We start from the raw sequence: 26499 nt of genomic DNA, 5'->3' as shown, positions 1-26499 counted from the left end.
GCGTCAGGTGCGCTGCAGCTGACGGTACTGCTGACAAATGGACACGACGCTGAATTTTTCCAGCGCGGCATCGTCGATGGCCGGCGGGTTATGGTAAATGCTTTGCATCGTCTGAGCCAGCGCCGGACTGGTGAGATCCGCCAGACCCCGGGCAAGTTCGCCGGTCAGGATCTCGGTGACGCCGCCGGGACAGCGGGTGCTGGCGACCGGGGTATGTAACAGCAGCGCCTCCACTACCACATTGCCGAATCCTTCGCTATCCGAGCTCAAAACCAGCATCCGCGCGCCTTTGATCCACGGTAAGGGGTTTTTCTGAAAACCCTTGAACCACACCCGGTCTTCAATCTCAAGCGTTTTGGCCAGCTGGCGCAGGCGTTGCTCTTGCTCCGGTTTCCCCTGTCCTAACAGCACCAGCGGCGCGTCAATGCCGCTTTGCGCGTAGGCTTCGAGCAGGCGGTCGTGACGTTTACCGGGATGGAAGCGGCCGACGTGAATCAGGTAGTCGCCGTCCGGGCGCTCGCTGTCGGCTTCCGCTTCTGCGCGCAGGGCGGCGATATCGAAGGGGTTATAGATGGTTTTCAGCTGCGCCGGGCGCAGGGCGAAGGCTTCCACCAGATCGCGCCCCACGGCGTCGGAAACCGCCACCACGTTGCGTCCCTGGTAAATCTGCTTAATTTTCTGCTGCTTCATCCAGCGGTCAAAGCCGGTACGGTGACCGAGATAAGAGGCCGAGAAGACGCCGTGCAGGCAGAACCAGACGTTGCGCTCGCGCAGCGCCCGGCTGCGGGCGACGATGCGGTCAGTTTTGTGCAGGTTGGAGAGCACAAGGTCAAATTGTCCCTGCTGCTCGGCCCGGATGACCGCGGCGTCCAGCTGGCGGGCGCGGCGGGACAGCTCGGTCAGCTTGCGCCAGGGTTTGCGGCAGCGATCGGCCACCACCTGGTAGTCGAGCCCCTCGGGCAAGGGGTACTCGCAGACGTCGCGTAGCGAAATGAGCGAGACCCGATCGCCGTCGCGCAGGAACTGCGCCGCCAGGGTCAGGACCACTTTTTCCGCGCCGCCGCCGGGCAATCCATCAATCACAAATAAGATGCGCATCGTTATTTCACCAGATCCTGATAAAGGGAAAGCAGCTGGGTGGAGAGGCGCTCGCTGGTGCAGGCCATGATGCGCTCGCGGGCGCGGTCGCCTTCCACGGAGCCCAGCGCGCGGGCGGGGAGGGCCATCACCGCCTGCTGCAGCGCCGGGATATCCAGGGCGTCGCAGACGTAACCGTTGTGGCCGTTGACGATAAACTCCGCCCCGCCGCAGCCGGTGGTGGTGATCACCGGCAGACCGCAGGCCATTGCCTCGAGGATGACGTTGGGGAACGGATCGTAGAGGGTGGGCAGCAGCAGGCCATCGGCCATCTGATAGAACGGCAGCGTTTCCGACTGCATGCCGAAGAAGCGCACCCGCGCTTCGCAGTTCAGGCTCTTCGCCAGCGCCTGGTAACGTGGCTGATCCTTATCTTTGCCAACCACCAGCAGATAGCGATCGGTCGGGGCGATGGCGCGGATCGCCGCCGCCAGCCCTTTACGCTCAAAGCCGGAGCCGACGTAAATCAGGCAGGTTGCCTGCAGCGGCAACTGCCATTTGGCGCGTAAGGCGGCAAATGTGTCTTCGCCCGGCGGCAGGAAGCGCTGGTTATCAATGGCGTTATAGATAACGTGGATCTTGTCCGCCGGCAGGCCAAAGTCTTCAATGATCTCGCGCTTGATCATCTCGGCGTTGCAGATCACCCCGCGCAGATGCGGGTCTTCGTACATCTCCCGTTCCGCTTTCATCACATAACGGTGGTAGCGGTCGGCGAACAGCAGGCGGCTTTTCCAGGCCGGTAAGATGCGCGAGCGCTGTTGCAGCCAGCGGCGATGAACGCCATCGCCGGCGCGGTAGAGATCGCAGCCGGGAATACGCTCATGGCTCTGCACCAGGTCGAAGGACTCGCGCTGCCAGAGCGCTCGCGCGGCGTTGGCAAACCCACGCTCGCGGCTGATGCGCCCCCATTTGCGTGGGTTACAGATATGGATCTGCCAGTCGGGCTTGACCGGCCCCTGCCATTCGCGGGTGATGACGTTCAGCTGCAGATGACTGCTGTCGAGGGCTTCCAGCGCGCGGGAGACAAACCGTTCTGCGCCGCCGTCCGGGCGGTACTTCTGCCGCACCAGAGCCAGCCTGAATTTACTCATGCCAGTACCTTTTTCGCCGCCGCGATCACGGCGTCGGTAGGAATTAAATCGAGATAACGTTCGTCGGTGTTGGTGTTGATGGCGTCCGGGTCGGGCAGCGGTCCGAAGTCGCCGGCCCAGATCACCTCGCCTTTCGCCTGCCACGGACGCCAGAAGGTCAGCTTCGAGGGGCCGAACAGGGCGACCAGCGGGGTGCCGAGAGCCGCTGCCATATGCATCGGCACCGAGTCGACGCCGATAAACAGCCGGGCGTGATCGATAACCGCCGCCAGCTGGCGCAGCGTTAACTGACCGGCTAAAGAGTGCAGCCGCGCCTGCGGGCAGCCGGCGATGATGGTCTCCACCATCTGCTTCTCTCTGTCGTCGGGGCCGGAGGTGAGCACCACCGCGTACCCTTCGGCGGACAGCGCGTTGATCAGGGCGCTCATCCGATCTTCGCGCCAGCATTTAAAGAACCAACGCGATGTTGGCTGGATGACGATGTAGTTATCCCGGAAGTCCTCCGGCAGCAGGGCGCGGCTGGTGGCCCAGTCTGCTTCGCTGTAGCCCATCCGCGCCGGCGCGTCGTTCAACTGGATACCGAGCGGAGCGAGGATAGAGAGATTCTGCTGTACCGTATGCAGCTGATTATGCTGTTGGGTGGCGGCCAGCGCGGTGTGGCAATAGCGCCAGAACGGGTGGCGACGCTTCGGAAAATCAAAGCCGATCCGCGTCGCGGCGCCGGTCAGTTTGCTGATAATCGCGCTCGGCCACTGGTCGGCAAGGTTAAGCACCATATCGTATCGCTGCTGGCGCAGCGTCTGAATGAGCTGCCATTGCATCTTCAACTGATGCTTTTTCCCCTGCTTTTTCCAGCGACGGTCGAGACCATAAATTTGGTGAATATCGGGGTTGGCGGCGAGCATATCCCGGGTCTCTTCATACAGCAGGACATCCACGCAGGCGGCGGGGTACTGCTGTTTCAGCGCGTGAATAAGCGGGGTGATCAGCAGCATGTCGCCATGATGGCGCAGCTTAATGACCAGGATCCGCGCCGGGTTCAAGGGGCTGCGGGAGAGGGTTTCAGGCGTCATACTCTGTTCTTCATCCAGGATAAGGGTTCCGATTCTAGGGGATCAGACAGATTGAGAGAAGCGTTGTATTGCTCTACCATGACCCGATACGTATGGCCTGAGGACGTTTTCGTGCACAATCCCGCATTTCTCATCACGATTGATACAGAGGGCGATAACCTCTGGCAAAAACATGACAGCATCACCACCGAGAATGCGCGTTATCTCCCGCGTTTTCAGCAACTTTGCGAAAAGTATGGCTTTAAACCGGTCTATTTGACCAACTATGAAATGGCCATCGACCCCTTTTATATCGAATTCGCCAGAGACGTGATTGCCCGCGGCACCGCGGAAGTCGGTATGCATTTGCATGCCTGGAACAGCCCGCCGACCGAGCCGCTGACCGCCGACGACTGGCGGCATAAGCCTTATCTCATTGAATACAGCGATGCCATGATGCGTGAAAAGGTCGACTATATGACGCATCTGCTGGAGGACACCTTCCAGACCAAAATGGTTAGCCATCGCGCCGGGCGCTGGGCCTTTGACGAGCGCTATGCGCGTCTGCTGGTGGAGCACGGTTATCAGGTGGATTGCTCGGTGACCCCACGGGTGAACTGGAAGACCGCCAAGGGGGCGCCGCAGGGCGATGGCGGGACCGATTATCGCCGCTTCCCGCAGCATGCCTATTTTCTCGATGAAAATGACATCAGCCGCGAAGGCCACTCGCCGCTGCTGGAAGTGCCGATGAGCATTCAGTACAAGCACTCCGCGTGGATGAACAGCGTGAAGCAGGGCTACGACCGCCTGCGCGGCAAAGTGCGTTCTCCCTCCGTACACTGGCTGCGTCCGATGGGCGGCAACGTGGAGACGATGAAAAAAGTCGTCGAACAAACGTTGACGCAGGGCAATGACTACGTGGAATATATGCTCCACTCTTCAGAGTATATGCCCGGCGGCAGCCCCACGTTCCAGAATGAACGGGATATTGAGCGTTTATACGCTGACCTTGAAGCCTTTTTTAGCTGGCTGGCGCCGCAGGTGAAGGGCATGACGTTGGCAGAATATTACCAGCGGAAAATCACACAGCGCTAACACAGCTCAAGGTACCGTATGCGTATCCTTAAACAATTGACGCGGAAAAAGAACGCTTTTTTCCGCGGCATTAAATTTAATTTAATTAACTATCGATACAGAAATAAGCCGGCGCGCAAACCCTTCGACCCGGTCCCCGTGCGCCGCGTGCTGCTATTGCGTCTGGACGATAAAGTCGGCGATATGGTGGTGACCACCGGCTGCGCCAGAATACTGGCCGAACGGGGATATCAGGTTTCGGTGTTAACCGGACCAATATGCTGCGAAATATTAGCCGGCTCAGAATTCATCGAGCAAGTATATTTATATCGACCACGCATGCCCTTAAATACGTTACGGGCGGCGGGTTTTGATGCGGTTATCGATTTTGATGACGTGACCAGCTATGAACGTTTTAAATTACTCGCCGATTTACGGGCGACCAGCGTGATTGGGTTTAATAAAGAGCCCTATAAACTTTACGATCATTCGATCGCTTTTTTTGACAGCAACAGCCATATTTCCCAGCGCTATAAACAGGTGGTGAAGCTTTTTGGCGTCGTTGACGACCAGCCATACGACTATCATCTCCCTGGCTGTCGCCATGAGCGGGAGAAGGTGGCGCGCTTGCTTTCCCAGGCCGGAGAGGTCGCACTGCGCATCGCCATTAACCCTTTTACCGCCTCCGAAGATAAAGACTTCTGTCGTCATCAGGTGGCGACCCTGGTCGAGCGGCTACATGCTCTGCCTTACCGGGTCTGTATCGTGATGGTGGGGCGCAGTGAGAAGATTCAGCAGCTGGGGCTGGATATGGCGCTGTACATCGCCGACAGCACCATCAACTCCGCCGTGGAGGTGATCCGCAGCTGTGATTTAGTCATTACGCCGGACACCTCGATCGTGCATATCGCCCGCGCCTTCGATAAACCGATGGTGGCGGTCTATAACAAACGTAAACTCAAGGATACCGGGCTGCCCGGCTATCATATTTGGGCGCCGGGCTATGACAAAGCGAGGCAGATCGTCTGTGAAGAAGCGAATGTCGCCGATGTGGCGATTGAGTCGGTGTGGCCGGTGATTAAAGAGCAGGCCGACCGGCTGGTCGCCGCCCGCAGTTAATATAAAAGTGACTATAAAAAAGGGCCGTCAGCGGCCCTTTTTTGTTAACGCTTTTCCGCTAGCCCTTTGCTGAGCGCTATGCCCAGCGGCAGCCAGAACAGCACCCAGGTCTCCCGGGGGTTGCTGATGATAAACATCCCCTGCGAGGCCATAAACACCAGGGCGTAAAACAGGATCGCCAGACTGTAGCGGCTGTCGGAGCGGCGCTTGCGCCACGCCTGCCAGAGTCCGCAGGCAATGACCGCAAGCAGCAGTAGTAAACCCACGATGCCGCCTTTCAGCAGGGCGCCCATATACACGCTGTGGGTGGTGGTGATGTGTTCGCCGCTGTAGTTGATGAAATCCAGTTCATAGCTGAAACCGCGTCCCAGCCAGGGCTGGCTGGCCATCTCCGACAGCGTATGGTGCCAGATACTCAGACGCAGCCCGCTTTGGGTGCCCAGCTCTTCGAAACGGGCGAGCAGCATGTCGCCCACCGGCGTCATGACCAAAAGCAGAGCCACCAGCACGGCCAGCGCCGCGGCGATCAGCAGGTTGCGGCGGGTGAAGACGTGCAGGTGCAGCGTACAGCCGACCGCCAGCACCAGGGCGATGATCGGCCCGCGGCTTTGGGTCAGCAGCATCATCACCAGCATGATGGCCACCGGCAGATAGAGCCAGTGGCTGGCTTTTTCTTTCAGTAGCATGCCGCAGATTAAGATGCCGATGCCGCAGTATCCGGCAAGGTCGATAACGTTTGTTGGCCCGGGGTTCTCGGGGGAGACCGCTCGTTCGGTGAGGACCAGCGTGTGGTCGAACATCAGCGTCCACAGCGAGAGCACGGTGATCCCGCCAACCACCGCCAGCATGGCCAGGCGGCGGGTTCGTTCGTCGCTAAGCAGCATCGCCATCAGCAACAGATAGCCCGTCAGATACACACCGTGGGTGATCGGCGAATCAATATGCTGCGGCGTATGGCCCCACAGGTTACTGAGGGCGTAATAGGTAAAGAAGGCCGCCAGCAGCGTCCAGGTCTGCCACTGCTCGCGTAACACGTCGGCCAGCGCCTGGCGATTTTCCTGGCGTACCAGCGACAGCAACAGCAGCAGGATCGATAAATGCAGCAGATTATTGGTCCGGGTGGACATACAAAAAATCGCGCTGAAAAATAAAAACAAAGGAAAGACAATCGAGTAACCCTGTCGGGCGAAGTTACTCACTTTTAAAGTACTCATTAAACGCAACCTTTTCGAAAATAGTATCCGGTACAGCGCTTTCTGGGGAAAAATTAATCACCCGGATCTGGCGTTGCTGCAGTACCTGCGCGGCATGCGCAAAGGAGGGCATGACGAGGGTATCCACTTTTGTTGCCAGGTAAGAAGGCAATTTTTCTTGTTGTGTTTCGTAGAATCGCGGCTGGTTAAAATTGGTCATATCCAGGCCGCTCACCAGGATAGTATTGAAGCCCAGCCAGGCGAGAACTTGCAGCGCCCAGTAGACCACCGTACCGGCATCAAAGACGCCCTGGCGAATATCGGTGCTAAAACAGATATCCGGGCGCTGGGGATGAAAGCACATCGCCGGATTCTGCTGGTAAGTGCGCTTTATCGCTTCGCTGGCGACTTTCGGCTGGTAAATCTTATAGCAACCGTCCTCAATCAACGCCAAACGGCAGCGCAGCGCGTCCGGATAGCGATCGACGATTTTGGCGATCCCATGCATGGTGGTGAACAGCAGAATGTCCGGTTGGCTGACGATAGCGCGGATAATGTCCGGCTTCTTATCGAAAAACTCCATGTCGACGATGGTATAGAGCGAAAAGTGCAGGCGGTCGGCAAGATGCCAGGCGCCATTGACGCCCATCACTGGGATCGTTTTCGACAACAGGGAAAAATCGATATTGCGGGTCGAAGGGCCGGTGGCGGTCAGCAGGACTTCACCCTGCATGCTGTTTTTCAGCGCGCTCAGGCTGACCAGCGGCACCGTTTTCCCTTTATAGCGCAACGCGCTTATTTCGCCGCTCGGCGCGCGGGTGATGCGGGTAAAAGGCCACAGATTTTCATTGTGACGATAAGCGCGAGGGCGGGTGTAGCGATAGATCTGCTTAAACAGAGATCCCATCAGAGCAGCCCCTGATTGTGCAGAAGAAGATGAACCCGGCTGGCGGTAATATCGCCGGTGCTGGCGCTGTTTTCCGGCCGCACGATGTGCTGGTTTTTACCGTATCCGCCAATCAGCCCCGGATCGGTCGGGCCGTAAAGCGTGAAGTTCGGTTTATCCAGCGCGGCGGTCAGATGACTGAGGCCGGTATCGACCGAGACGACGGCCCGGGCGCTGGCCAGAACCTGCGCTACCTGCTCAAGGCTCATGCGCGGCAGCACTTCAACATACTCCCGGCCTTCCGCCAGCCGCTTCGCCCGCGCCTCTTCGTGCGGGGCGCCCCACGGCAGCTTAATGCGGACGCCACTGTCGGCCAGCAGATCGAGCAGCTCCTGCCAGCGGTTTTCCGGCCAGTGCTTATCGTCGCGGGTGGTGGCATGCAGGAACACCAGATAGGGGGCGGCAGCGCTAGCCTCGTGCTGCAGGAAATGGCGTGCAATGGCGTAATCCCCCTGGGTTTGGGGTTTCGCGTAGCCGAGACTTTTGGCGAACAGCTCGCGGGTACGCTCCACGGCGTGCTGCTGTTTCGCAATGTGGTGGCGGCGGTTGTAAAACAGGCTGGCCAGCGGCTCGCGGGCCGTTTGCCAGTCCATACCATGCTTGACGCCGTGCGCCAGGCGGGTGACTAGCGCAGCGCTTTTCACCAGCCCCTGGGCGTCGATGATGGCGTCATACTTTACCGCCTGGACGGCCTCGCGAAAGGCTTTACGCTCCGCTTTGATCGGCGCGGAGAACCAGGCTTTACGCCAGCGGCGGATCGCCACCGGGATCACCCGCTCGACGCTTTCATGCCAGGAGGGGATCTGCGCGAAGCCTTCTTCCACTACCCAGTCGAAGCGGATGCCGGGGATAGCCTGCGCGGCGTCGGTCAGCGCGGGCAGCGTGTGCAGCACGTCGCCCATCGATGAGGTTTTTACAATCAATACCCGCATCCGCTACGCTTCCTCGTGCCCGGTTTTATCCGTCAACAATTCATTCAGCTCTTGCAGGACGCGCTCTGGCGTAATGTCGATCAGGCTCTGATGATAGCCTTCGGCGGCATCGCCTTTGCGCACTTTGTGGTAGCCGCTAATCAGGCGGATCACGCGCGCTTTATGCGACAGCGGCGGGGTAAAGTCCGGACTGCTCGGGCCATACAGCGCCACCAGCGGGCGGTCCAGCGCCGCGGCGACGTGCATCAGCCCCGAATCGTTAGTCACCACCGCTTTACAGGCGGCAATCAGGATCACCGCCTGCTCCAGCTGGGTTTCACCCGCCAGATTCCGGCACCAGGCCTGCTGCTCGCTGCTGAGGGCGGCGATGATCTCTTTGCCGGCCTCGTTATCTTTTGCCGAGCCAAATAGCGCAATCTGATAACCATCGTCGATGAGCTTTTTCGCCAGCGCAGCATAGTGATAGTGCGGCCAGCGTTTTGCCGGGCCGAACTCCGCGCCGGGGCAGAAGCCGATGATCGGCCGATCGTTGGACAGGTTAAAGGCGCTGCAGGCCTGCGACTTTTCCCCTTCGTTGACCTGCAGCTGCGGCCACAGCAGCGGCTGCGGCAGATCTTTGGCGCAGCGCATCACGCCGTTGTCGTAGGCCAGCGCCACGTAGCGTTCCACCATCAGCGGCCAGGCGTCTTTGTCCAGCACCCGGGCGTCGTTGAGCAGGCCGTAGCGCATCTCGCCGCGCCAGCCGGTGCGCAGCGGGATGTTGGCAAAGAAGGGGACTAATGCCGATTTAAACGAGTTCGGCAGCACGTAAGCGCGATCGTAGCGACGCTCGCGCAGGCTGTGCCCGAGCTTGCGGCGTTCGCCGATAGCCAGCGCGCCGTGGCCCAGCGGCATCGGGATCGCTTCGTTCACTTCCGGCATGCGCGATAACAACGGACGGCACCAGGCAGGCGCCATCACGTCGATAATCGCCTGGGGATAGCGCGCCCTGAGCGTACGATAAAGACTTTGCGACATCATCATGTCGCCCACCCAAGACGGGCCTACCACCAGAATTTTCATGTTATCTCTTACGCGCCCCGATTCAGCCAGGCCATATACTCCGTTACGCCTTCGGCAACGGTTTTGAACGGTTTGTCATAGCCCGCTTTACGCAGGTTAGTCAGATCCGCCTGGGTGAACGCCTGGTAGCGGCCTTTCAGTTTGTCCGGGAACGGGATGTACTCGATGCTGCCTTTTTTGTGGTACGCCAGGGTCGCATCGGCGACGGCCTGGAAGGATTCCGCGCGGCCGGTGCCGAGGTTGAAGATGCCGGAAACGCCGTTTTCCCAGAACCACAGGTTGACGTCAGCCACGTCGCCGACGTAGACGAAGTCGCGCTTGAAGCCGTCGCTGCCTTCGAACAGTTTCGGACTTTCGCCATTATTCAGCTGGGTGTTGAGGTGGAAAGCGACGCTCGCCATGCTGCCTTTGTGGCCTTCGCGCGGCCCGTAGACGTTGAAGTAGCGGAAGCCGACGATCTGCGAATTGGCTTCAGGCAGGATCTGACGGACGTATTCATCGAACAGGAATTTGGAGTAGCCGTAGACGTTCAGCGGCTGCTCGTACTCGCGGGACTCGATGAAATCGCTGGTGCGTCCACCGTAGGTGGCTGCCGAAGAGGCGTACAGGAACGGAATTTCACGCTCCAGGCAGTAGTGCAGCAGCTCTTTGGAGTACTGATAGTTGTTGTCCATCATGTACTTGCCGTCCCACTCCGTGGTGGAAGAGCATGCGCCTTCGTGGAAGATAGCGTCAATGTCGCCGAACTCTTCGCCTGCCATAATCTGGATCAGAAAGTCTTCTTTATCCATGTAGTCAGCGATGTTCAGGTCAACCAGGTTCACAAACTTGGTGCCGTCTTTCAGATTGTCGACAACCAGAATGTCGGTAATGCCCTTGTCGTTCAGCGCTTTAACGATGTTGCTGCCGATAAAGCCTGCGCCGCCGGTTACGATGATCATAACTGTACCTTTGAAGTTGAGAGCCCGGAGACAATCCGGACATGAATGCTCATATCATATCACCACATGAGCAAGCCTACAGCCATTCGCAGAATAAGGTGCTGGGCTGACGTGATTTATGCTGCAAATAATTCATTCAGGCATGCATCATCTCGTATCAGCGTATAGCTTTGGGTAATATGTGCCAAATTTTGCCGAATCTGGAGAGTTGCAATGCGTGGTGATTTCTACAAACAGTTAACTAGCAATCTGGAGACCGCTCGGGCCGAAGGCTTGTTTAAAGAAGAGCGCATCATCACCTCGGCGCAGCAGGCGGACATTACCGTCGGCGATAGCCACGTGATTAACTTCTGCGCCAATAACTATCTGGGTCTGGCCAACCACCCGGCGCTGATCGACGCGGCGAAATCCGGTATGGACAGCCACGGCTTCGGGATGGCCTCGGTACGCTTCATCTGCGGCACCCAGGATACGCACAAGCAGCTGGAGAAGAAGCTGGCGGATTTCCTAGGTATGGAAGACGCGATCCTCTACTCCTCTTGCTTCGACGCCAACGGCGGCCTGTTTGAAACGCTGCTCGGCCCGGAAGACGCCATTATCTCCGACGCCCTGAACCATGCCTCTATCATCGACGGCGTACGCCTGTGTAAAGCGAAACGCTTCCGCTATGCCAACAACGACATGCAGGAGCTGGAAGCGCGCCTGAAAGAAGCCCGCGACGCCGGGGCGCGTCACGTGTTAATCGCCACCGACGGCGTCTTCTCGATGGACGGCGTGATCGCCAACCTGAAAGGCGTATGCGATCTGGCGGATAAATACGATGCGCTGGTGATGGTCGATGACTCCCACGCCGTCGGCTTCGTCGGCGAAAACGGCCGCGGCTCCCACGAATACTGCGACGTGATGGGTCGCGTCGACATTATCACCGGCACGCTGGGTAAAGCGCTGGGCGGCGCCTCCGGCGGCTACACTGCCGCACGCAAAGAGGTGGTCGAGTGGCTGCGCCAGCGTTCCCGTCCGTATCTGTTCTCCAACTCTCTGGCGCCGGCCATCGTGGCCGCCTCCATCAAAGTGCTGGAGATGGTCGAAGAGGGTGCAGACCTGCGCGATCGCCTGTGGGCCAACGCGCGTCTGTTCCGTGAAAAAATGACCGCGGCAGGCTTCACCCTGGCGGGCGCCGACCACGCCATCATTCCGGTGATGCTGGGCGAAGCGGTGGTGGCGCAGAACTTTGCCCGCGAGCTGCAGAAAGAAGGGATCTATGTCACCGGCTTCTTCTATCCGGTGGTACCGAAAGGCCAGGCGCGTATTCGCACCCAGATGTCGGCGGCGCATACCCCTGAACAAATTGAGCGTGCGGTGGAAGCCTTTACCCGCATCGGTAAACAACTGGGCGTCATCGCCTAATAAGGGTGTGAGATGAAAGCGTTATCCAAACTGAAAGCGGAAGAAGGCATCTGGATGACCGACGTACCGGAACCGGAAGTCGGCCATAACGATCTGCTGATTAAAATCCGCAAGACCGCCATTTGCGGGACCGACGTGCACATCTACAACTGGGATGAGTAGTCGCAGAAGACTATTCCGGTACCGATGGTGGTCGGGCACGAATATGTCGGCGAAGTGGTGGGGATTGGCCAGGAAGTGCGCGGCTTTAAGATTGGCGACCGCGTCTCCGGCGAAGGGCATATCACCTGCGGCCACTGCCGTAACTGCCGCGCGGGCCGTACCCACCTGTGCCGCAACACCATTGGCGTGGGCGTCAACCGCCCGGGCTGCTTTGCCGAGTATCTGGTGATCCCGGCCTTTAACGCCTTTAAAATTCCCGACAATATCTCTGATGACCTGGCGTCTATCTTCGACCCGTTCGGCAACGCTGTGCACACCGCGCTCTCCTTCGATCTGGTGGGGGAAGACGTGCTGGTCTCCGGCGCCGGCCCGATCGGCGTGATGGCGGCGGCGGTGGCGAAACACGTCGGCGCGCGTAATGTGGTGATCACTGACGTTAACGAGTACCGTCTCGAGCTGGCGCGCAAAATGGGCGTCACTCGCGCGGTGAACGTGGCGAAAGAGAACCTCAATGACGTGATGGTCGAGCTGGGGATGACCGAAGGTTTCGATGTGGGTCTGGAGATGTCCGGCGCGCCGCCGGCGTTTCGCAGCATGCTGGATACCATGAACCACGGCGGCCGTATCGCGATGCTGGGTATCCCGCCGTCGGATATGTCCATCGACTGGACCAAGGTCATCTTCAAAGGGCTGTTTATCAAAGGTATCTACGGCCGCGAGATGTTCGAAACCTGGTATAAGATGGCGGCGCTGATCCAGTCTGGTCTGGATCTTTCACCGATCATCACCCACCGCTTCGGCATTGACGACTTCCAGAAGGGTTTTGACGCCATGCGCTCCGGCCAGTCCGGTAAAGTGGTTCTGAGCTGGGAATAACGCCTCCGGTCTGTTGTAAAAACCAGCAAAAAAGGCGCCTGCGGGCGCCTTAATTTAGATTTGGATAACATTTTTAGCCTGCTTAATATCAAGCGCACAATTTCTACATCGATTTTACGGTTATTCGCTTATACAGTGTGTTTAGTCGCGGTTTAACTTTGTAACTATCATGCTTAAACTCTCCGTATGCTTACTGACCTGTAACTCTGCACGTCTGCTCATGGAGGTGCTGCCCCCGCTGCTGAGGGTGGCCGATGAGTGTATTGTCGTCGACTCCGGTAGCACCGACGAAACGGTCTCTATTTGTCAGCAGTTTGGTCTCACCGTCCATCACCATGCCTATAAAGCCCACGGCGCGCAGATGAACTATGCCATTGGGCTGGCCAGCCATGACTGGGTGCTGTGCATGGACAGCGATGAAATTCTTGATAACGACGTCGTGTCGGCCATTCAGGCGTTAAAAGCGGGGGAGGAGCCTGACCCTGCATGCGCCTGGCGTTTGCCGCGCTACTGGTTTGTCCTCGGCAAGCAGGTGCGGACGATCTACCCCATTTCCTCGCCGGATTACCCGGTGCGCCTCTTTAACCGCCAGCAGGCGCGATTTAACGACCGGCCGGTGGATGACCAGGTGGTTGGACACGCGCGATCCGTCAGGCTGCCGGGCTTTGTACGCCATGACACCTTTTATTCGCTGCATGAAGTGTTTAATAAGCTGAACAGCTATACCACCCGACTGGTGAAGCACCAGCAGATCAAACCTTCGCTGGCGCGGGGGATTGTCAGCGCCATTGGCGCTTTCTTTAAATGGTATCTGTTCAGCGGGGCGTGGCGCTATGGCAAAGTCGGCGTGGTCACCGGCCTGTACGCCACGTTTTACAGCTTTCTCAAATATTTTAAGGCGTGGTACGCCCACGAAGATAACCAGGCGCCCGTCGCGCAAAAGCGAACGGACCCCTGAGTGGTCTAGTTGCCGGGATTGTCCCAGCCCTGCCATTTGAGGCGATAGTACTGGACCAGCGCGCTCTGGCTGATGCTGTCGCTGAGGATAGTGAAGAAGCGGCTGGCGTTCACGGGCTCCAGCGGGCGCTTCGGCTTGCAATACTTCACGCCGTGGAACGGATTACGCGGCTTCTGCTGCTGCGGCGCCGTTTGTTGCGCGGGCGGCTGAGTGTAGTTTGGCGTCGAATTGTCGACCTGCGGCTCGTTGAGCAGGCTGCTCGGGCGCACCAGCGTGATATCCGGCGGCAGGCTATAGACCATCTGCTGCAGCACCCGCACCGTCGTCGGATGCGGATGGCCAATGGCTATCGCCGAACCGTTACGCCGCGCCAGGGCGATGGCGCGGTTGAACTGGGTGCGGATATCGGCTTCATTCTGCGTATCGTCAAGAAACACCTTGCGCTTAATCACCTTCACCCCGGTGCCCTGCGCGGCGCGCATGGCCTGGGTATTGCCGATGGTCACGCTGTCGAGAAAATAGAGATTGTAGCGCTCCAGGGCCTGCATCACCTTCTGCATGCCAAACAGGTTGGAGGTCATCGCGCTGCCCATATGGTTATTCAGCCCGACGGCGTAGGGGACTTTGCCGTAAGCTTCGCGAATGATGCGCTCGATCTCCTCGCTGCTCATTTCGGGACGCAGGGTGTCTTTTTCCAGCGGCTGTTTGCTGAGCGGCGCCATCGGCAGGTGGATGAGCACTTCATGGCCCAGATTATGCGCTTTCGTGGCCATTTCCCGGGCGTGCGGCGCGTTCGGCAGCACGGCGACGGAGATAGTGGACGGCAGCGCCAGCACCTGATTTTCGGTCTGCGGGCGGTAGCCAAAATCGTCAATAACGATGGAGAGTTTGCCAGCGAACGCTGGCGCCGCCAGAGCCAGCGAACCGGCTACGGCAAGAGCAATTGCGCGAAATTGAAGCAAAACTTATCTTCCCAACCACGGCTGTGGATTGACCGCCTGACCCTGGCGGCGAATTTCGAAATAGAGCGACGGACGGCCCTGACCGCCGCTGCTGCCTACGAGCGCGATAGGCTGACCGGCACGCACCTGCGTACCTACGCTGACCAGCGCGCTTTGGTTATAGCCATACAGGCTCATGTCGCCTTTGCCATGCTCGACCACCACCACCAGACCATAGCCCTGCAGCCAGTCGGCCAGAATGACCCGACCATCGGCAATGGCTCTGACTTCGGTGCCTTCAGACGCGGCGATAACCATCCCTTTCCAACGTAGTTCACCTTGCAGCTGTTCGCCATATCGATGAAGGAGCGGACCGCGAACCGGCCAGAACGCCTGACCGCGCGGCGAGCCCAGTCCGCCGGTGCGTGACATCAGCGAACGCTCGCTTTCCGTTGGTTTATAGGTGGTGCCTTTGCGCGATGCTTCCTGCTGGCGGTCGCGCACCGCCTGCGCATCGCGTGCTTCCCGATCGGCTCGGGCTTTGGCGGCAGCCTCCGCCTGGGCGATACGACCGCGTAGGCGCGATTCGTTAGCCCGCAATTCACTTAACTGTTGCTGACCTTGCTGAATGGAGGATTCCAGTCCGGAAAGGGTCTTTTTCCGTTCGTTACGCGCCTGCTCCAGCTTCGCCTGCTGAGCTTTTTGCTCGTAGACCAGCGTCTGCTGCTGGCTCTGCTTCTCTTCTAGCATCGACTTTTGCACCGCCATCTCTTCGCGCGTTTTCTTCAGTTCCGCGATGGTTTCCTGACGGGCCTGGTTGAAATAGCTGAAGTAGACCTGCATCCGCTGATTGCGCTGGCCCTCTTCACCGCTCAGCACCATCTGGATGCCGGTATGCGGCCCCTGGCGGAACGCGGCGTCAAGCTGCGCGGCGAGGTTACGCTCCTGAGACGCGCGCTGGCGCTCCAGCTTGGCGAGAGAGGCGTTCATTTCGTCAATCTGCTTATTGAGCTGGTTCAGGTTGTCCTGGGTTTCGCGCAGTTTGCGGGCCGCGGCGGCGATCGCTTCTTCCTGCGCTTTGAGCTGGGCGAGCAGGCTTGCGCGCTGCTGCTGCTGCTGCTTAATCGCCCGCTGCCTGGCGGCGATGTCGGCCTGGATGGACTTAAGCTGATCGCGATCGTCGGCGTGCGCAGATGACGCGCACAGTAATACGCCAGCGCTGAGCGCGCTGGCGTAAAGGACGGATCGAACTGCCGTTGCGATCCATGTAGTTGAATACGTCGCCTTTCCCCTCATGGGGAAGGATTATTCCACGATGAACAGCGGCTTGCCAGTCATCTCTTGCGGGATTTCCATTCCCATCAGCGACAGCATGGTTGGGGCGATGTCGGAAAGTTTGCCGCCATTGACCGCTTTAACCGCTTTGTTACCGACGTAGATCAGCGGAACCGGCAGGTTAGTGTGGGCGGTATGCGCCTGACCGGTGGCCGGGTCGCGCATCTGCTCGGCGTTACCGTGGTCGGCGGTGATCAGCAGCTGACCGCCAACGGATTCCACCGCCTGCGCTACCTGATCGATGCAGTGATCCAGCGCTTCAACGGCTTTTACGGCTGCTTCCATCACCCCGGTATGGCCAACCATATCGCCGTTCGGGTAGTTACAGATGATAGTGTCGTACTGGCCGCCTTTGATGGCCGCGACCAGTTTCTCGGTCAGCTCGGCGGAGCTCATTTCCGGCTGCAGATCGTAGGTCGCTACTTTCGGCGAATTAATCAGAATCCGCTCTTCGCCTTTGAACGGCTCTTCTACGCCGCCGTTGAAGAAGAAGGTGACGTGGGCGTATTTTTCAGTTTCGGAGATGCGCAGCTGGGTTTTATCGTGCTTGGCCATCCACTCGCCGAAGGTATTGGCCAGCGAGGCGGGCGGGTAGGCGCAGGCGACTTTGATGTCGGCGGCATATTCGGTGAGCATCACGAAGTCGAGGTTAACCACTTTCTTACGCGCAAAGCCGTCGAAGTCGGCGTTGACGAAGGCGCGGGTGATTTCGCGCGCGCGGTCAGCACGGAAGTTCATGAAGATCAGCGCATCGCCATCTTCCATCGCCGCATCGGCCTGGCCGGCGGCGCGGATTACGGTCGCTTTCACGAACTCGTCGTTTTCGTCACGGGCGTAGGCAACCTGCAGACCGGCGACGGCGGTATCGGCCTGGAATTCGCCTTTCGCCAGGGTCATCAGGTCATAGGCCTGCTCAACGCGATCCCAGCGGTTGTCGCGGTCCATGGCGTAGTAGCGGCCGATGAGCGACGCGATGCGGCCTTTGCCCAGCGCGGCAAATTTGGCTTCGAATGTCGCCAGCGTTTTTTCCGCGCTGCGCGGCGGCGTATCACGGCCGTCGAGGAAGGCGTGCAGGTAGATCTTCTCAGCGCCGCGCTCTGCCGCCAGCTCCACCATCGCCATGATGTGATCTTCGTGGCTGTGGACGCCGCCTGGCGACATCAGACCCATGATATGTACCGCTTTGCCGGCGGCAACCGCTTTATCGACCGCGGCGGTCAGTACCGGGTTGGCGAAGAAGGTGCGTTCTTTAATTTCCACATCGAGACGGGTCAGGTCCTGATAGACGATACGACCGGCGCCCAGGTTGACGTGACCCACTTCGGAGTTCCCCATCTGACGGTCCGGCAGGCCAACTTCCAGGCCGGATGCATCGATCAGGGTATGCGGACGTTTGGCCCACAGGGCGTCCATTACCGGCGTTTTAGCGCTGTAAATGGCGTTATCCTGTTGGTCTTCGCGATAGCCGTAGCCATCCAGAATCACCAGTACCATAGGTTTTTTAGTAACCGACATTGCGACAACCTCATGCTCAAAGACAGAAATTTTGCGTAATTTTACTACAGCTGAATCGTTTAAATCCCCGTGAAAGATCAAAGAAAGGGAGCGGCCAGTCCGCGGCGCGTCAGCGAGAACGGCTTTTTTTCGCCGCCGCCCGCAGAAAATACATTACATCGCGCTCACTGGCTGTAATTGCCGCAAGGCACAGGTATACTCCTTTCCTGGTTTTTTTCTCACTTAGTCGGGAGTTGTAACCCCCCATGCAAGAAATTATGCAATTCATCGGCCGTCACCCTGTTCTGAGCATCGCGTGGATCGCGCTGCTGGGGGCGGTGCTGTTCACCACCTTCAAGGGCCTGATGTCGAAAGTTAAAGTCATCACCCGTGGTGAAGCGACGCGTCTTATCAATAAAGAAGACGCGGTAGTGGTCGACCTGCGTCAGCGTGACGATTTCCGTAAAGGCCATATTGCCGGCGCCATCAACCTGCTGCCCAGCGATATCAAAGCGAATAACGTCGGCGAGTTGGAAAAACACAAATCGCAACCCATTATTGTGGTAGACGGTTCCGGCATGCAGGCGCAAGAGCCAGCCAACGCGCTGAACAAAGCCGGGTTTGAAAAAGTCTTTGTACTGAAAGAGGGCATTGCTGGCTGGAGCGGCGAAAACCTCCCTCTGGTACGCGGCAAATAACTTACCCCGCGTGGTGATGCCGCCGCGTTTTCCCCGTCGCGCCTGACGTGAGGGGAACACAGGCTGCGGCGTAAAACCCTCAGGGTAATAACAGGAGTGAAGTCATGGCCAATATTGAGATCTACACCAAAGCGACCTGCCCGTTCTGCATCCGCGCGAAAGCGCTGCTGAACAGCAAAGGCGTAACGTTCCATGAGTTGCCGGTCGATGGCGATGCCGCGAAGCGTGAGGAGATGATCCAGCGCAGCGGACGGACGACGGTTCCGCAGATTTTTATTGATGCGCAGCACATTGGCGGCTGTGACGACTTGTATGCGCTTGATTCACGTGGTGGACTTGATCCCCTCTTGCGCTAATTTTTGCGCGCTTTCCCTGCCGGAAGCGCGTATTTAAGGACAACACGAAAGGGTTTTACTATGTCAGAACAAAACAGCACCGAAATGACCTTCCAGATCCAGCGTATCTATACCAAAGATATCTCTTTTGAAGCGCCGAACGCGCCGCAAGTTTTCCAGAAAGACTGGCAGCCGGAAGTTAAACTTGATCTGGATACCGCCTCCACCCAGCTGGCTGAAGGCGTTTATGAAGTGGTGCTGCGTGTAACCGTGACCGCCGCTCTGGGCGAAGAGACCGCGTTCCTCTGCGAAGTACAGCAGGGCGGTATTTTCTCCATCGACGGCATCGAAGGCACCCAGATGGCGCACTGCCTTGGCGCATACTGCCCGAACATTCTGTTCCCGTACGCGCGCGAGTGCATCACCAGCCTGGTTTCCCGCGGTACCTTCCCGCAACTTAACCTTGCGCCAGTGAACTTCGACGCGCTGTTTATGAACTATCTGCAGCAGCAGGCTGGCGAAGGTGCTGAACAACATCAGGATGCCTGATGAACGCACTTAATGCTGCAATGACTGTGATCGGTGCCGGCTCTTACGGCACCGCTCTTGCCATCACCCTGGCAAGAAATGGCCACCACGTTGTGCTCTGGGGCCATGACCCGAAACATATCGCGACGCTGCAACACGATCGCTGCAACGCCGCGTTCCTTCCCGATGTGCCTTTCCCGGATACGCTGCATCTTGAAAGCGACCTGGCCACCGCGCTGGCCGCCAGCCGCGATATTCTGGTGGTGGTGCCAAGCCATGTGTTTGGTCAGGTGTTACGCCAGATTAAACCGCTGATGCGTCCTGACGCGCGTCTGGTGTGGGCGACCAAAGGCCTTGAGGCCGAAACCGGTCGTCTGCTGCAGGACGTGGCGCGTGAAGCGCTGGGCGATGATATCCCGCTGGCGGTGATCTCCGGGCCAACCTTCGCCAAAGAGCTGGCCGCCGGCCTGCCGACGGCGATTTCGCTGGCGGCGACGGATCCGCAGTTTGCCGAGGATCTGCAGCACCTGCTGCACTGCGGCAAGAGCTTCCGCGTCTACATCAACCCGGACTTTATCGGCGTACAACTCGGCGGCGCGGTGAAAAACGTCATCGCCATCGGGGCGGGGATGTCGGACGGCATCGGCTTCGGCGCCAATGCGCGGACGGCGCTGATTACCCGTGGCCTGGTGGAAATGTCTCGCCTTGGCGCGGCGCTGGGCGCCGACCCGGAAACCTTTATGGGGATGGCCGGCCTCGGTGACCTGGTGCTCACCTGCACCGACAACCAGTCCCGTAACCGTCGCTTCGGCATGATGCTCGGCCAGGGGATGGACGTGCAAAGCGCCCAGGAAAAGATTGGCCAGGTGGTTGAAGGCTACCGCAATACCAAGGAAGTTCGCGTTCTGGCACAGCGTTTAGGTGTCGAAATGCCAATAACCGAGGAAATTTATCAGGTATTGTATTGCGGAAAAATTGCGCGCGAGGCAGCATTGACCTTATTGGGTCGCGCCCGCAAGGACGAGCGCAGCAGCAATTAGCTTTCCTTTGTCACCTGAATGACCCTGCCAGCGCAGAACTGGCAGGTCATTACCATATCGCCTGGAGTATGCAATGCCGTGTGAAGAACTGGATATCGTCTGGAATAATATTAAAGCCGAAGCCCGGGCTCTGGCTGACTGTGAGCCAATGCTCGCCAGTTTTTACCACGCAACGTTACTCAAGCATGAAAATCTGGGCAGCGCACTGAGCTATATGTTGGCCAACAAGCTGGCTTCCCCGATTATGCCGGCGATCGCCATTCGCGAAGTGGTGGAAGAAGCCTACGCCGCCGACCCGGAAATGATCGCCTCCGCCGCCTGCGATATTCAGGCGGTGCGCACGCGTGACCCGGCGGTGGATAAATACTCCACGCCGCTGCTCTATCTGAAGGGTTTCCATGCTCTGCAGGCCTATCGTATCGGCCACTGGCTGTGGACGCAGGGCCGGCGCGCGCTGGCGATTTTCCTGCAAAACCAGGTCTCCGTCTCTTTCCAGGTGGATATCCACCCGGCGGCGAAAATCGGCCGCGGGATCATGCTCGACCACGCCACCGGTATTGTGGTTGGTGAAACGGCGGTGATTGAGGATGACGTCTCTATTCTGCAGTCGGTCACCCTCGGCGGTACCGGTAAAACCAGCGGCGACCGTCACCCGAAAATTCGCGAAGGCGTGATGATTGGCGCCGGAGCGAAGATCCTCGGCAATATCGAAGTCGGGCGTGGGGCAAAAATCGGCGCAGGCTCAGTGGTGCTGCAGCCGGTGCCGCCGCATACCACCGCCGCAGGTGTTCCTGCGCGCATCGTCGGCAAGCCGGAGAGCGATAAGCCGGCGATGGATATGGATCAGCATTTCAACGGTATTCACCACACTTTCGAGTACGGCGACGGGATTTAACGTCTTGCCCGGTGGCGCTGCGCTTACCGGGCCTACGATCTCATCCCGCCAGCCTGTCGCCCGGATAAGGCTCCTTGCGCTGCAATCCGGGAATCGCTCAGGCTAGCTGCGCAGCACCGCGCCGGGATACCCCAGCTGCCGCCAGGCCTCATACACCACCACCGACACCGCATTCGACAGGTTCATGCTGCGGCTGTCCGGCATCATCGGAATCCGAATTTTCTGCTCCGGCGGCAGGGCATCCAGAATGCTCGCCGGCAGACCGCGGGTTTCCGGACCAAACATCAAGAAATCGCCATCCTGATAGCTGACCGCGCTGTGCGCCGGGGTTCCTTTGGTCGTCAGGGCGAACAGGCGCTGCGGCTGTGCGCTGGCGAGAAACGCCGCGTAATCGGCGTGGCGCTGCACGGCGGTGAACTCGTGATAGTCCAGTCCGGCGCGTCTCAGGCGCTTATCGTCCCAGGTGAAGCCCATGGGCTCAATGATATGCAGACTGAAGCCCGTGTTGGCGCACAGGCGGATAATATTCCCGGTGTTCGGCGGGATCTCTGGTTCGAATAACACGATGTTCAGCATACTGCCCCCTTAATTGCGGGGGGCAGAATAGCAGATATTTGGTCAACCCTCACCCCGGCCCTCTCCCTGAGGGAGAGGGGGAAAACCGGCGCCGGTCGGTGGGCCGGAGGACGCGGGTAAAAGGACTCACCCAACCTTCGGTACTTTACCTGGACGGAGGTTAAGGCGAACGCTACCGCTAGCCTGGCTGCCGGACGGTTCCCTCTCCCTGACGGAGAGGGTGAGGAGAGAGAGCACAACGGCGCAGCTTATGCCGCGTTATGCTGCTTCAGCGCATCGAAGGTCTGCAGCGCCTCCGCGTTCTGCACCAGCGAATCACGGCTAATGTCCGCGATGGTTTTCGCGCCGGTCAGGGTCATCGCCACCTTCATCTCTTTCTCGATTAGATTCAGCAGATTCGCCACCCCCTGCTTGCCATGGGTCGCCAGGGCGTACAGGTAAGCGCGGCCCAGCAGTACGCTGTCGGCGCCCAGGGCGATCATCCGCACGACGTCGAGACCGTTGCGGATGCCGCTGTCGGCGAGAATGGTAATGTCGCCTTTCACGGCGTCGGCAATTGCCGGCAGGGCGCGAGCGGAGGAGAGCACGCCGTCAAGCTGGCGGCCGCCGTGGTTGGAGACCACAATGCCGTCGGCGCCAAAGCGCACCGCGTCGCGGGCGTCCTCCGGGTCGAGGATCCCTTTGATCACCATCGGACCGTCCCAGAAATCACGGATCCACTCGAGGTCTTTCCATGAAATCGATGGATCGAAGTTATTCGCCAGCCAGCCGATGTAATCCTCCAGGCCGGTCGGCTGGCCGAGATAGGCGGAGATATTCCCCAGATCGTGCGGACGGCCGTTGAGGCCAACGTCCCATGCCCACTGCGGATGGGTGACCGCCTGCCAGTAGCGGCGCAGGGCGGCGTTCGGGCCGCTCATGCCGGAATGGGCGTCGCGGTAGCGGGCGCCGGGGGTCGGCATATCGACGGTAAAGACCAGCGTTGAACAACCCGCCGCCTTAGCGCGCTCCAGCGCATTGCGCATAAAGCCGCGGTCGCGCAGAACGTACAGCTGGAACCACATCGGCCGCTTGATGGTCGGGGCGACCTCTTCAATTGGGCAGACGGAAACGGTGGAGAGGGTAAACGGAATACCTTTGTCATCCGCTGCGCCGGCGGCCTGCACTTCGCCGCGGCGGGCGTACATCCCACACAGCCCCACCGGCGCCAGCGCCGTCGGCATCGCCAGCTTCTCGTTGAAGAGGGTGGTCTCGAGGCTCAGGTCCGACATATTGCGCAGAATACGCTGGCGTAACGCCACGTCGGAGAGATCTTCCACGTTGCGGCGCAGGGTATGTTCGGCGTAAGCCCCGCCGTCGATATAGTGGAACAGGAAAGGCGGCAGGATACGCTGGGCGGCGGCGCGATAGTCGCTGGCGGCGGAAATAATCATCACGAATTCTCCCTGGAATTATCAATAGCATCGCCGGGCAGGCGGGTAATTCGCGCCTGGCGGGCCTGGTCTTCATCAAAACGTTTAATGGTGGCGTGGACAAAGCCTAAGTGGGCCATCATCGCCTGGCGCGCCGCCTCGGCGTCGCCGGCGACAATCGCCTCCATGACGGCCTGGTGCTGTTCGGTCAGGCGGGCAAATACCGGCGGCACCAGATACATACGCTGACGGCTCTGCTTGACGGAGGAGTGCAGCAGGTCGAAAAAGCCGCGCATGGTTTGCAGGAGCACCACGTTATGCGAGGCTTCGGCGATGGCCAGATGGAAGCGGACGTCCGCCTGCGAGGCGATATCCGGGTCTTCGCTTTGGGTCGCTTCAAAGCACAGGCGAATTTTTTCTTTATCGGCGTCGGTGGCCCGCATCGCCGCGTGCCACGCGGTGCTGGCTTCGATGGCGTGGCGGGCCTCGAGGATGTCGAAGCTGTAGTCAGGGTCATCGGCTAGTAGCGTCTTCAGCGGCTGGACGATGTTTTGCTCCGACCACGGTTCATGCTGAAAGCGGACGAAAGTGCCGCCGCCTCGACGGCTCAGCAGTACCCCTTCATTGACCAGCATCGCCAGCGCTTCGCGCAGGGAATTGCGCGAGACGCCGAGCTGAGCGGCGAGCTGACGCTCGGCGGGCAGTCGCATGCCCGCCTCCAGCTGTTGTTCTTCAATCAGCGCCCGGACGCGACGGGCTACATCGTCGGCCAGGCGTTTAGGCATCACTATCACGGGATCATCCAGGTTAAAACGTAGGCCTGCAGCGTGGTGATCAGGCCCACCATACAGGTGAAGATCAGGCTGTGTTTGACGGTAAAGCGGAACAGATCCGACTCTTTACCCACCAGGCCAACCGCGGCGCAGGCGATGGCGATCGACTGTGGGGAAATCATCTTGCCGGTGACGCCGCCGGTGGTATTGGCCGCGACCAGCAGGATATCGGAGACGCCAATCTGCTGCGCCGCCGTTGCCTGCAGCGCGGCGAACAGGGCGTTAGACGAGGTGTCAGAACCGGTCAGGAATACCCCCAGCCAGCCCAGGAACGGCGAGAAGAAGGTAAACGCGTGGCCGGTATGGGCCAGCGCCAGGGCCAGGGTTGACGACAGCCCGGAGTAGTTGGAGATAAAGGCGAACGCCAGCACCATGCCGATAGAGTAGATCGGCAGCGCCAGGTCCTTCAGCGTCCCGGCGAAGGTGGTCAGCGCGTCTTTCGGCTTCATACGCAGCCAGACGATGGACAGCAGGGCGGCGAACAGAATGGCGGTGCCGGTTGCCGACAGCCAGTCAAACTTATAGATGGCGGCGTAAGGCGTCGCGGCGCTGACCACCGGCGGCATGCGGGCGACCATTTTGTCGAGGAACGGCACCGAAAAATTGATGACGAAGTCATACATCGCGCCGCCCGGTGCGAACAGCGCTTTGAACGGCGGCACGCTCCACAGGGTTACGGTGGCGGTCAGGAACAGGAACGGCGACCAGGCGCGGATCACTTGTCCTGCGGTGTAGCGCGTGCGGGCCAGCGTCATATCCACCTGCGAGGCGCCGATGTCGCCAAAGCGGAAGATGCGCACCGGCTGCCAGCGTTTGAGGAACAGGGTCAGGCAGACCAGGGAGACCAGCGATGAGATGATGTCCGGCAGCTCCGGGCCAAGGAAGTTAGAGCTGAGGTACTGGGCGATAGCGAACGAGCCGCCTGCGACCATCACCGCCGGCCAGGTCTCTTTGATGCCCCGCCAGCCATCCATGATGGCCATGATCCAGAACAGCACGATAATGGTCAGGAACGGCAGCTGACGGCCCACCATCTGGCCGATGGCGAAGCTGTCGATACCGGTTACCTGGCCGGCCACCAGGATTGGGATGCCCATCGCGCCGAAGGCCACCGGCGCGGTGTTGACGATCAGGCACAGACCAGCCGCATACAGCGGGTTAAACCCGAGTCCGACCAGCAGCGCCGCGGTAATCGCCACCGGCGCGCCAAACCCCGCTGCCCCTTCGAGAAAGGCGCCGAACGAGAATCCGACGATCAGCATCTGCAGGCGTTGGTCAGGCGTAATCGACAGGATCGACGAGCGGATAATGTCGAACTGTCCGGTCTTCACCGAGATTTTATAGACAAAGACCGCGGCGATAATAATCCACGCGATGGGCCACAGTCCGTAGAAGAAGCCATACACTACCGAGGCCAGGGCGCGGTCCACCGGCATTTTATAGAACAGCAATGCGACGGCCAGGGCGATCGCAACGGTCCAGGTAGCGGCGAGATAGCCTTTCAGTTTGAGCTTAATCAGCGCAAAAAAGAAAAACAGAATCGGTAGCGATGCGATAAGACTGGATAACCAGATATTACCGGCGGGATCGTAGTTTTGTTGCCAGAGATTCATGCAGGGTCTCCATCGGGCCGCCAGGACGAGTGGGCTGAGTCTGCGCTCATTGCCGAATCCGTCTTAGGTAAAATTGGCCCGGCCAATTAGGGATAGCAGGGTTGATGACAACGAATGGTTAACCAGATGTTACTCTTAGGCAACGGGTTTGTGATGCATTTTGATGGATTTGTGAACTGCTGGGGGGTAGATGAATTTATTGGTTGGACCAATCTGCCAGCAGGGGACGAAAAAGGGTGGCGGTAGGACAGAATAACCCTCTCCGGACGGAGAGGGCTGGGGATTAGAATTCGCTGCGGGCGAAACCGGTCATCTCTTTCAGACCCATTTCCCGGCCCAGGGCGGTCATCGGATGGACGACCACCAGGCCGCGGACGCTTTTCTTCAGCTTGCCCATATCGGCCTGCTCTTTTTTGGTAATCGCGCGACGGAACGGCAGGCTCATCAGCTTTTGCGCCTCTTTGCTCAGCTTCTGGCTCTGGACGGAACGCAGACGTTCAATCTCCGTTTCCAGAGTGGCTTTTTCTTTTTCCAGCTCAGCGTATTTATCGGCGGCTTCCACCAGCGACAGCTCGGCCTGCTGGTGGCGGATGGCGTCGAGACGATCGCTCAGACGTTTGATTTCATTCTTTTCGACTTCTTTCATGGTGATTTGATCTGTTAATAAAGGGGCTTCATTCGCCTATAGTATGTGCCGTGACCGCTATTGTTGATAGCTATTTATCAAAAATTCGCCGTTAATCGCCGTCAGAATACGATACCTGCACCTGCTAATAATTTGAATTTTATTAATATTCTTTCTGATACCCGCTCTAATTTCATTTCTGTGAAGCCGGTCGGCAGATAAGC

25 protein-coding genes and 1 pseudogene are annotated in these 26499 nt (G+C 59.0%); 10 read left to right on the top strand and 16 right to left on the bottom strand.

The window, feature by feature from the left end; translation table 11 throughout:
• Positions 1–3 precede the first annotated feature (3 nt).
• From CE636_RS14260 to rfaQ, 3 genes are read right to left on the bottom strand one after another with little or no spacing between them, the layout of a single operon-like run.
• A complete protein-coding gene (locus tag CE636_RS14260; RefSeq protein ID WP_017900050.1) occupies positions 4–1098 on the bottom strand; it encodes a glycosyltransferase in 1095 nt (364 codons plus the stop codon).
• Between the two features lie 2 nt (positions 1099–1100).
• The gene (locus tag CE636_RS14255; RefSeq protein WP_017900049.1) at positions 1101–2228 is read right to left on the bottom strand and encodes a glycosyltransferase family 4 protein; all 1128 of its coding nucleotides are present in this window, start codon (positions 2226–2228) and stop codon (positions 1101–1103) included.
• Positions 2225–3301, bottom strand: a complete 1077-nt coding sequence (gene rfaQ / locus CE636_RS14250) for a putative lipopolysaccharide heptosyltransferase III (protein ID WP_017900048.1) — start codon at positions 3299–3301, stop codon at positions 2225–2227. Before rfaQ ends, CE636_RS14255 begins: the two co-directional genes overlap by 4 nt.
• 111 nt (positions 3302–3412) lie before the next feature.
• Here rfaQ and CE636_RS14245 point away from each other — a divergent pair, with 111 nt between their 5' ends.
• On the top strand, positions 3413–4375 hold the full coding sequence (locus CE636_RS14245) for a polysaccharide deacetylase family protein (RefSeq protein ID WP_012540311.1): 963 nt from the start codon (positions 3413–3415) through the stop codon (positions 4373–4375).
• 18 nt (positions 4376–4393) lie between these two features.
• Positions 4394–5473, top strand: coding sequence for a glycosyltransferase family 9 protein (locus tag CE636_RS14240; RefSeq protein ID WP_017900047.1), 1080 nt, complete (start codon positions 4394–4396; stop codon positions 5471–5473).
• A gap of 44 nt (positions 5474–5517) precedes the next feature.
• On the opposite strand, the gene CE636_RS14235 is transcribed toward CE636_RS14240, so the two are convergent.
• Genes CE636_RS14235 through rfaD form a run of 5 tightly spaced genes read right to left on the bottom strand, consistent with a single transcriptional unit; the run spans position 5518 to position 10547 of the window.
• Positions 5518–6687, bottom strand: coding sequence for an O-antigen ligase family protein (locus CE636_RS14235; RefSeq protein WP_017900046.1), 1170 nt, complete (start codon positions 6685–6687; stop codon positions 5518–5520).
• On the bottom strand, positions 6665–7573 hold the full coding sequence (locus CE636_RS14230; protein WP_017900045.1) for a sugar glycosyltransferase: 909 nt from the start codon (positions 7571–7573) through the stop codon (positions 6665–6667). The genes CE636_RS14235 and CE636_RS14230 overlap by 23 nt, the downstream gene beginning before the upstream one ends.
• Positions 7573–8544 carry a lipopolysaccharide heptosyltransferase RfaC gene (rfaC, locus tag CE636_RS14225; protein WP_004205056.1) on the bottom strand — a complete coding sequence of 324 codons (972 nt, stop codon included), beginning with the start codon at positions 8542–8544 and terminating at the stop codon, positions 7573–7575. The genes CE636_RS14230 and rfaC overlap by 1 nt, the downstream gene beginning before the upstream one ends.
• A 3-nt stretch (positions 8545–8547) precedes the next feature.
• Positions 8548–9606 carry an ADP-heptose--LPS heptosyltransferase RfaF gene (rfaF, locus tag CE636_RS14220; protein ID WP_004205055.1) on the bottom strand — a complete coding sequence of 353 codons (1059 nt, stop codon included), beginning with the start codon at positions 9604–9606 and terminating at the stop codon, positions 8548–8550.
• 8 nt (positions 9607–9614) lie between these two features.
• Positions 9615–10547, bottom strand: coding sequence for an ADP-glyceromanno-heptose 6-epimerase (gene rfaD, locus CE636_RS14215; protein ID WP_004205054.1), 933 nt, complete (start codon positions 10545–10547; stop codon positions 9615–9617).
• A gap of 213 nt (positions 10548–10760) precedes the next feature.
• Here rfaD and kbl point away from each other — a divergent pair, with 213 nt between their 5' ends.
• From kbl to CE636_RS14200, 3 genes and pseudogenes are all read left to right on the top strand, one after another.
• Complete coding sequence (kbl, locus tag CE636_RS14210; protein ID WP_017900044.1) at positions 10761–11954, top strand: glycine C-acetyltransferase; 1194 nt, start codon at positions 10761–10763, stop codon at positions 11952–11954.
• A 12-nt stretch (positions 11955–11966) separates the two neighbouring features.
• Positions 11967–12992: pseudogene (gene tdh, locus CE636_RS14205) on the top strand (L-threonine 3-dehydrogenase).
• A 169-nt stretch (positions 12993–13161) separates the two neighbouring features.
• A complete protein-coding gene (locus CE636_RS14200) occupies positions 13162–13950 on the top strand; it encodes a glycosyltransferase family 2 protein (protein WP_017900043.1) in 789 nt (262 codons plus the stop codon).
• 5 nt (positions 13951–13955) lie between these two features.
• Here the strand turns inward: CE636_RS14200 and CE636_RS14195 are convergent, their stop codons facing one another.
• The 3 genes from CE636_RS14195 to gpmM are packed head-to-tail and all read right to left on the bottom strand — an operon-like array spanning position 13956 to position 17741.
• Positions 13956–14912, bottom strand: a complete 957-nt coding sequence (locus CE636_RS14195) for a divergent polysaccharide deacetylase family protein (protein ID WP_017900042.1) — start codon at positions 14910–14912, stop codon at positions 13956–13958.
• Positions 14913–14915: 3 nt separating this feature from the next.
• The gene (gene envC / locus CE636_RS14190) at positions 14916–16187 is read right to left on the bottom strand and encodes a murein hydrolase activator EnvC (protein WP_004205048.1); all 1272 of its coding nucleotides are present in this window, start codon (positions 16185–16187) and stop codon (positions 14916–14918) included.
• Positions 16188–16196: 9 nt separating this feature from the next.
• A complete protein-coding gene (gene gpmM / locus CE636_RS14185) occupies positions 16197–17741 on the bottom strand; it encodes a 2,3-bisphosphoglycerate-independent phosphoglycerate mutase (RefSeq protein WP_017900041.1) in 1545 nt (514 codons plus the stop codon).
• Positions 17742–17986: 245 nt separating this feature from the next.
• Between gpmM and CE636_RS14180 the strand changes: the two genes are divergently transcribed.
• From CE636_RS14180 to cysE, 5 genes are all read left to right on the top strand, one after another.
• Entirely contained in the window at positions 17987–18418 is a 432-nt protein-coding gene (locus CE636_RS14180) for a rhodanese-like domain-containing protein (RefSeq protein ID WP_004205046.1), read from the top strand.
• A gap of 104 nt (positions 18419–18522) precedes the next feature.
• Positions 18523–18774 (top strand): glutaredoxin 3, encoded by a 252-nt coding sequence (gene grxC, locus CE636_RS14175; RefSeq protein WP_017900040.1) that lies wholly within the window; start codon positions 18523–18525, stop codon positions 18772–18774.
• A gap of 60 nt (positions 18775–18834) precedes the next feature.
• Positions 18835–19302 carry a protein-export chaperone SecB gene (secB, locus tag CE636_RS14170; protein ID WP_002922428.1) on the top strand — a complete coding sequence of 156 codons (468 nt, stop codon included), beginning with the start codon at positions 18835–18837 and terminating at the stop codon, positions 19300–19302.
• A complete protein-coding gene (gene gpsA / locus CE636_RS14165) occupies positions 19302–20321 on the top strand; it encodes an NAD(P)H-dependent glycerol-3-phosphate dehydrogenase (RefSeq protein ID WP_004205045.1) in 1020 nt (339 codons plus the stop codon). Before secB ends, gpsA begins: the two co-directional genes overlap by 1 nt.
• A gap of 73 nt (positions 20322–20394) precedes the next feature.
• The gene (gene cysE / locus CE636_RS14160; RefSeq protein WP_002922426.1) at positions 20395–21216 is read left to right on the top strand and encodes a serine O-acetyltransferase; all 822 of its coding nucleotides are present in this window, start codon (positions 20395–20397) and stop codon (positions 21214–21216) included.
• 102 nt (positions 21217–21318) lie between these two features.
• On the opposite strand, the gene trmL is transcribed toward cysE, so the two are convergent.
• The 5 genes from trmL to CE636_RS14135 all read right to left on the bottom strand — a co-directional run bounded on the left by trmL (position 21319) and on the right by CE636_RS14135 (position 26296).
• Complete coding sequence (gene trmL / locus CE636_RS14155; protein ID WP_004205043.1) at positions 21319–21792, bottom strand: tRNA (uridine(34)/cytosine(34)/5-carboxymethylaminomethyluridine(34)-2'-O)-methyltransferase TrmL; 474 nt, start codon at positions 21790–21792, stop codon at positions 21319–21321.
• Positions 21793–22040: 248 nt separating this feature from the next.
• Positions 22041–23225: an FMN-dependent L-lactate dehydrogenase LldD gene (gene lldD / locus CE636_RS14150; RefSeq protein ID WP_004205042.1), complete on the bottom strand. Its 1185-nt coding sequence runs from the start codon at positions 23223–23225 to the stop codon at positions 22041–22043.
• Positions 23225–23998, bottom strand: a complete 774-nt coding sequence (lldR, locus tag CE636_RS14145) for a transcriptional regulator LldR (protein ID WP_004205041.1) — start codon at positions 23996–23998, stop codon at positions 23225–23227. The genes lldD and lldR overlap by 1 nt, the downstream gene beginning before the upstream one ends.
• A complete protein-coding gene (gene lldP / locus CE636_RS14140; protein ID WP_004205040.1) occupies positions 23995–25650 on the bottom strand; it encodes an L-lactate permease in 1656 nt (551 codons plus the stop codon). Before lldP ends, lldR begins: the two co-directional genes overlap by 4 nt.
• Before the next feature lie 283 nt (positions 25651–25933).
• Positions 25934–26296, bottom strand: a complete 363-nt coding sequence (locus CE636_RS14135) for a YibL family ribosome-associated protein (protein ID WP_002922410.1) — start codon at positions 26294–26296, stop codon at positions 25934–25936.
• Positions 26297–26499: the final 203 nt, after the last annotated feature.

Source organism: Klebsiella sp. LY (assembly GCF_004010915.1).
Classification (GTDB): domain Bacteria; phylum Pseudomonadota; class Gammaproteobacteria; order Enterobacterales; family Enterobacteriaceae; genus Klebsiella; species Klebsiella quasipneumoniae.
This window is presented reverse-complemented; position numbering and strand designations above follow the sequence as displayed.

Coding starts and splice junctions, on each gene's coding strand:
- CE636_RS14260 (WP_017900050.1), bottom strand. CDS start 1,098: ATGCGCATCTTATTTGTGATTGATGGATTGCCCGGCGGCGGCGCGGAA.
- CE636_RS14255 (WP_017900049.1), bottom strand. CDS start 2,228: ATGAGTAAATTCAGGCTGGCTCTGGTGCGGCAGAAGTACCGCCCGGAC.
- rfaQ (WP_017900048.1), bottom strand. CDS start 3,301: ATGACGCCTGAAACCCTCTCCCGCAGCCCCTTGAACCCGGCGCGGATC.
- CE636_RS14240 (WP_017900047.1), top strand. CDS start 4,394: ATGCGTATCCTTAAACAATTGACGCGGAAAAAGAACGCTTTTTTCCGC.
- CE636_RS14235 (WP_017900046.1), bottom strand. CDS start 6,687: ATGAGTACTTTAAAAGTGAGTAACTTCGCCCGACAGGGTTACTCGATT.
- CE636_RS14230 (WP_017900045.1), bottom strand. CDS start 7,573: ATGGGATCTCTGTTTAAGCAGATCTATCGCTACACCCGCCCTCGCGCT.
- rfaC (WP_004205056.1), bottom strand. CDS start 8,544: ATGCGGGTATTGATTGTAAAAACCTCATCGATGGGCGACGTGCTGCAC.
- rfaF (WP_004205055.1), bottom strand. CDS start 9,606: ATGAAAATTCTGGTGGTAGGCCCGTCTTGGGTGGGCGACATGATGATG.
- rfaD (WP_004205054.1), bottom strand. CDS start 10,547: ATGATCATCGTAACCGGCGGCGCAGGCTTTATCGGCAGCAACATCGTT.
- kbl (WP_017900044.1), top strand. CDS start 10,761: ATGCGTGGTGATTTCTACAAACAGTTAACTAGCAATCTGGAGACCGCT.
- CE636_RS14200 (WP_017900043.1), top strand. CDS start 13,162: ATGCTTAAACTCTCCGTATGCTTACTGACCTGTAACTCTGCACGTCTG.
- envC (WP_004205048.1), bottom strand. CDS start 16,187: ATGAGGGGAAAGGCGACGTATTCAACTACATGGATCGCAACGGCAGTT.
- gpmM (WP_017900041.1), bottom strand. CDS start 17,741: ATGTCGGTTACTAAAAAACCTATGGTACTGGTGATTCTGGATGGCTAC.
- CE636_RS14180 (WP_004205046.1), top strand. CDS start 17,987: ATGCAAGAAATTATGCAATTCATCGGCCGTCACCCTGTTCTGAGCATC.
- grxC (WP_017900040.1), top strand. CDS start 18,523: ATGGCCAATATTGAGATCTACACCAAAGCGACCTGCCCGTTCTGCATC.
- secB (WP_002922428.1), top strand. CDS start 18,835: ATGTCAGAACAAAACAGCACCGAAATGACCTTCCAGATCCAGCGTATC.
- gpsA (WP_004205045.1), top strand. CDS start 19,302: ATGAACGCACTTAATGCTGCAATGACTGTGATCGGTGCCGGCTCTTAC.
- cysE (WP_002922426.1), top strand. CDS start 20,395: ATGCCGTGTGAAGAACTGGATATCGTCTGGAATAATATTAAAGCCGAA.
- trmL (WP_004205043.1), bottom strand. CDS start 21,792: ATGCTGAACATCGTGTTATTCGAACCAGAGATCCCGCCGAACACCGGG.
- lldD (WP_004205042.1), bottom strand. CDS start 23,225: ATGATTATTTCCGCCGCCAGCGACTATCGCGCCGCCGCCCAGCGTATC.
- lldP (WP_004205040.1), bottom strand. CDS start 25,650: ATGAATCTCTGGCAACAAAACTACGATCCCGCCGGTAATATCTGGTTA.
- CE636_RS14135 (WP_002922410.1), bottom strand. CDS start 26,296: ATGAAAGAAGTCGAAAAGAATGAAATCAAACGTCTGAGCGATCGTCTC.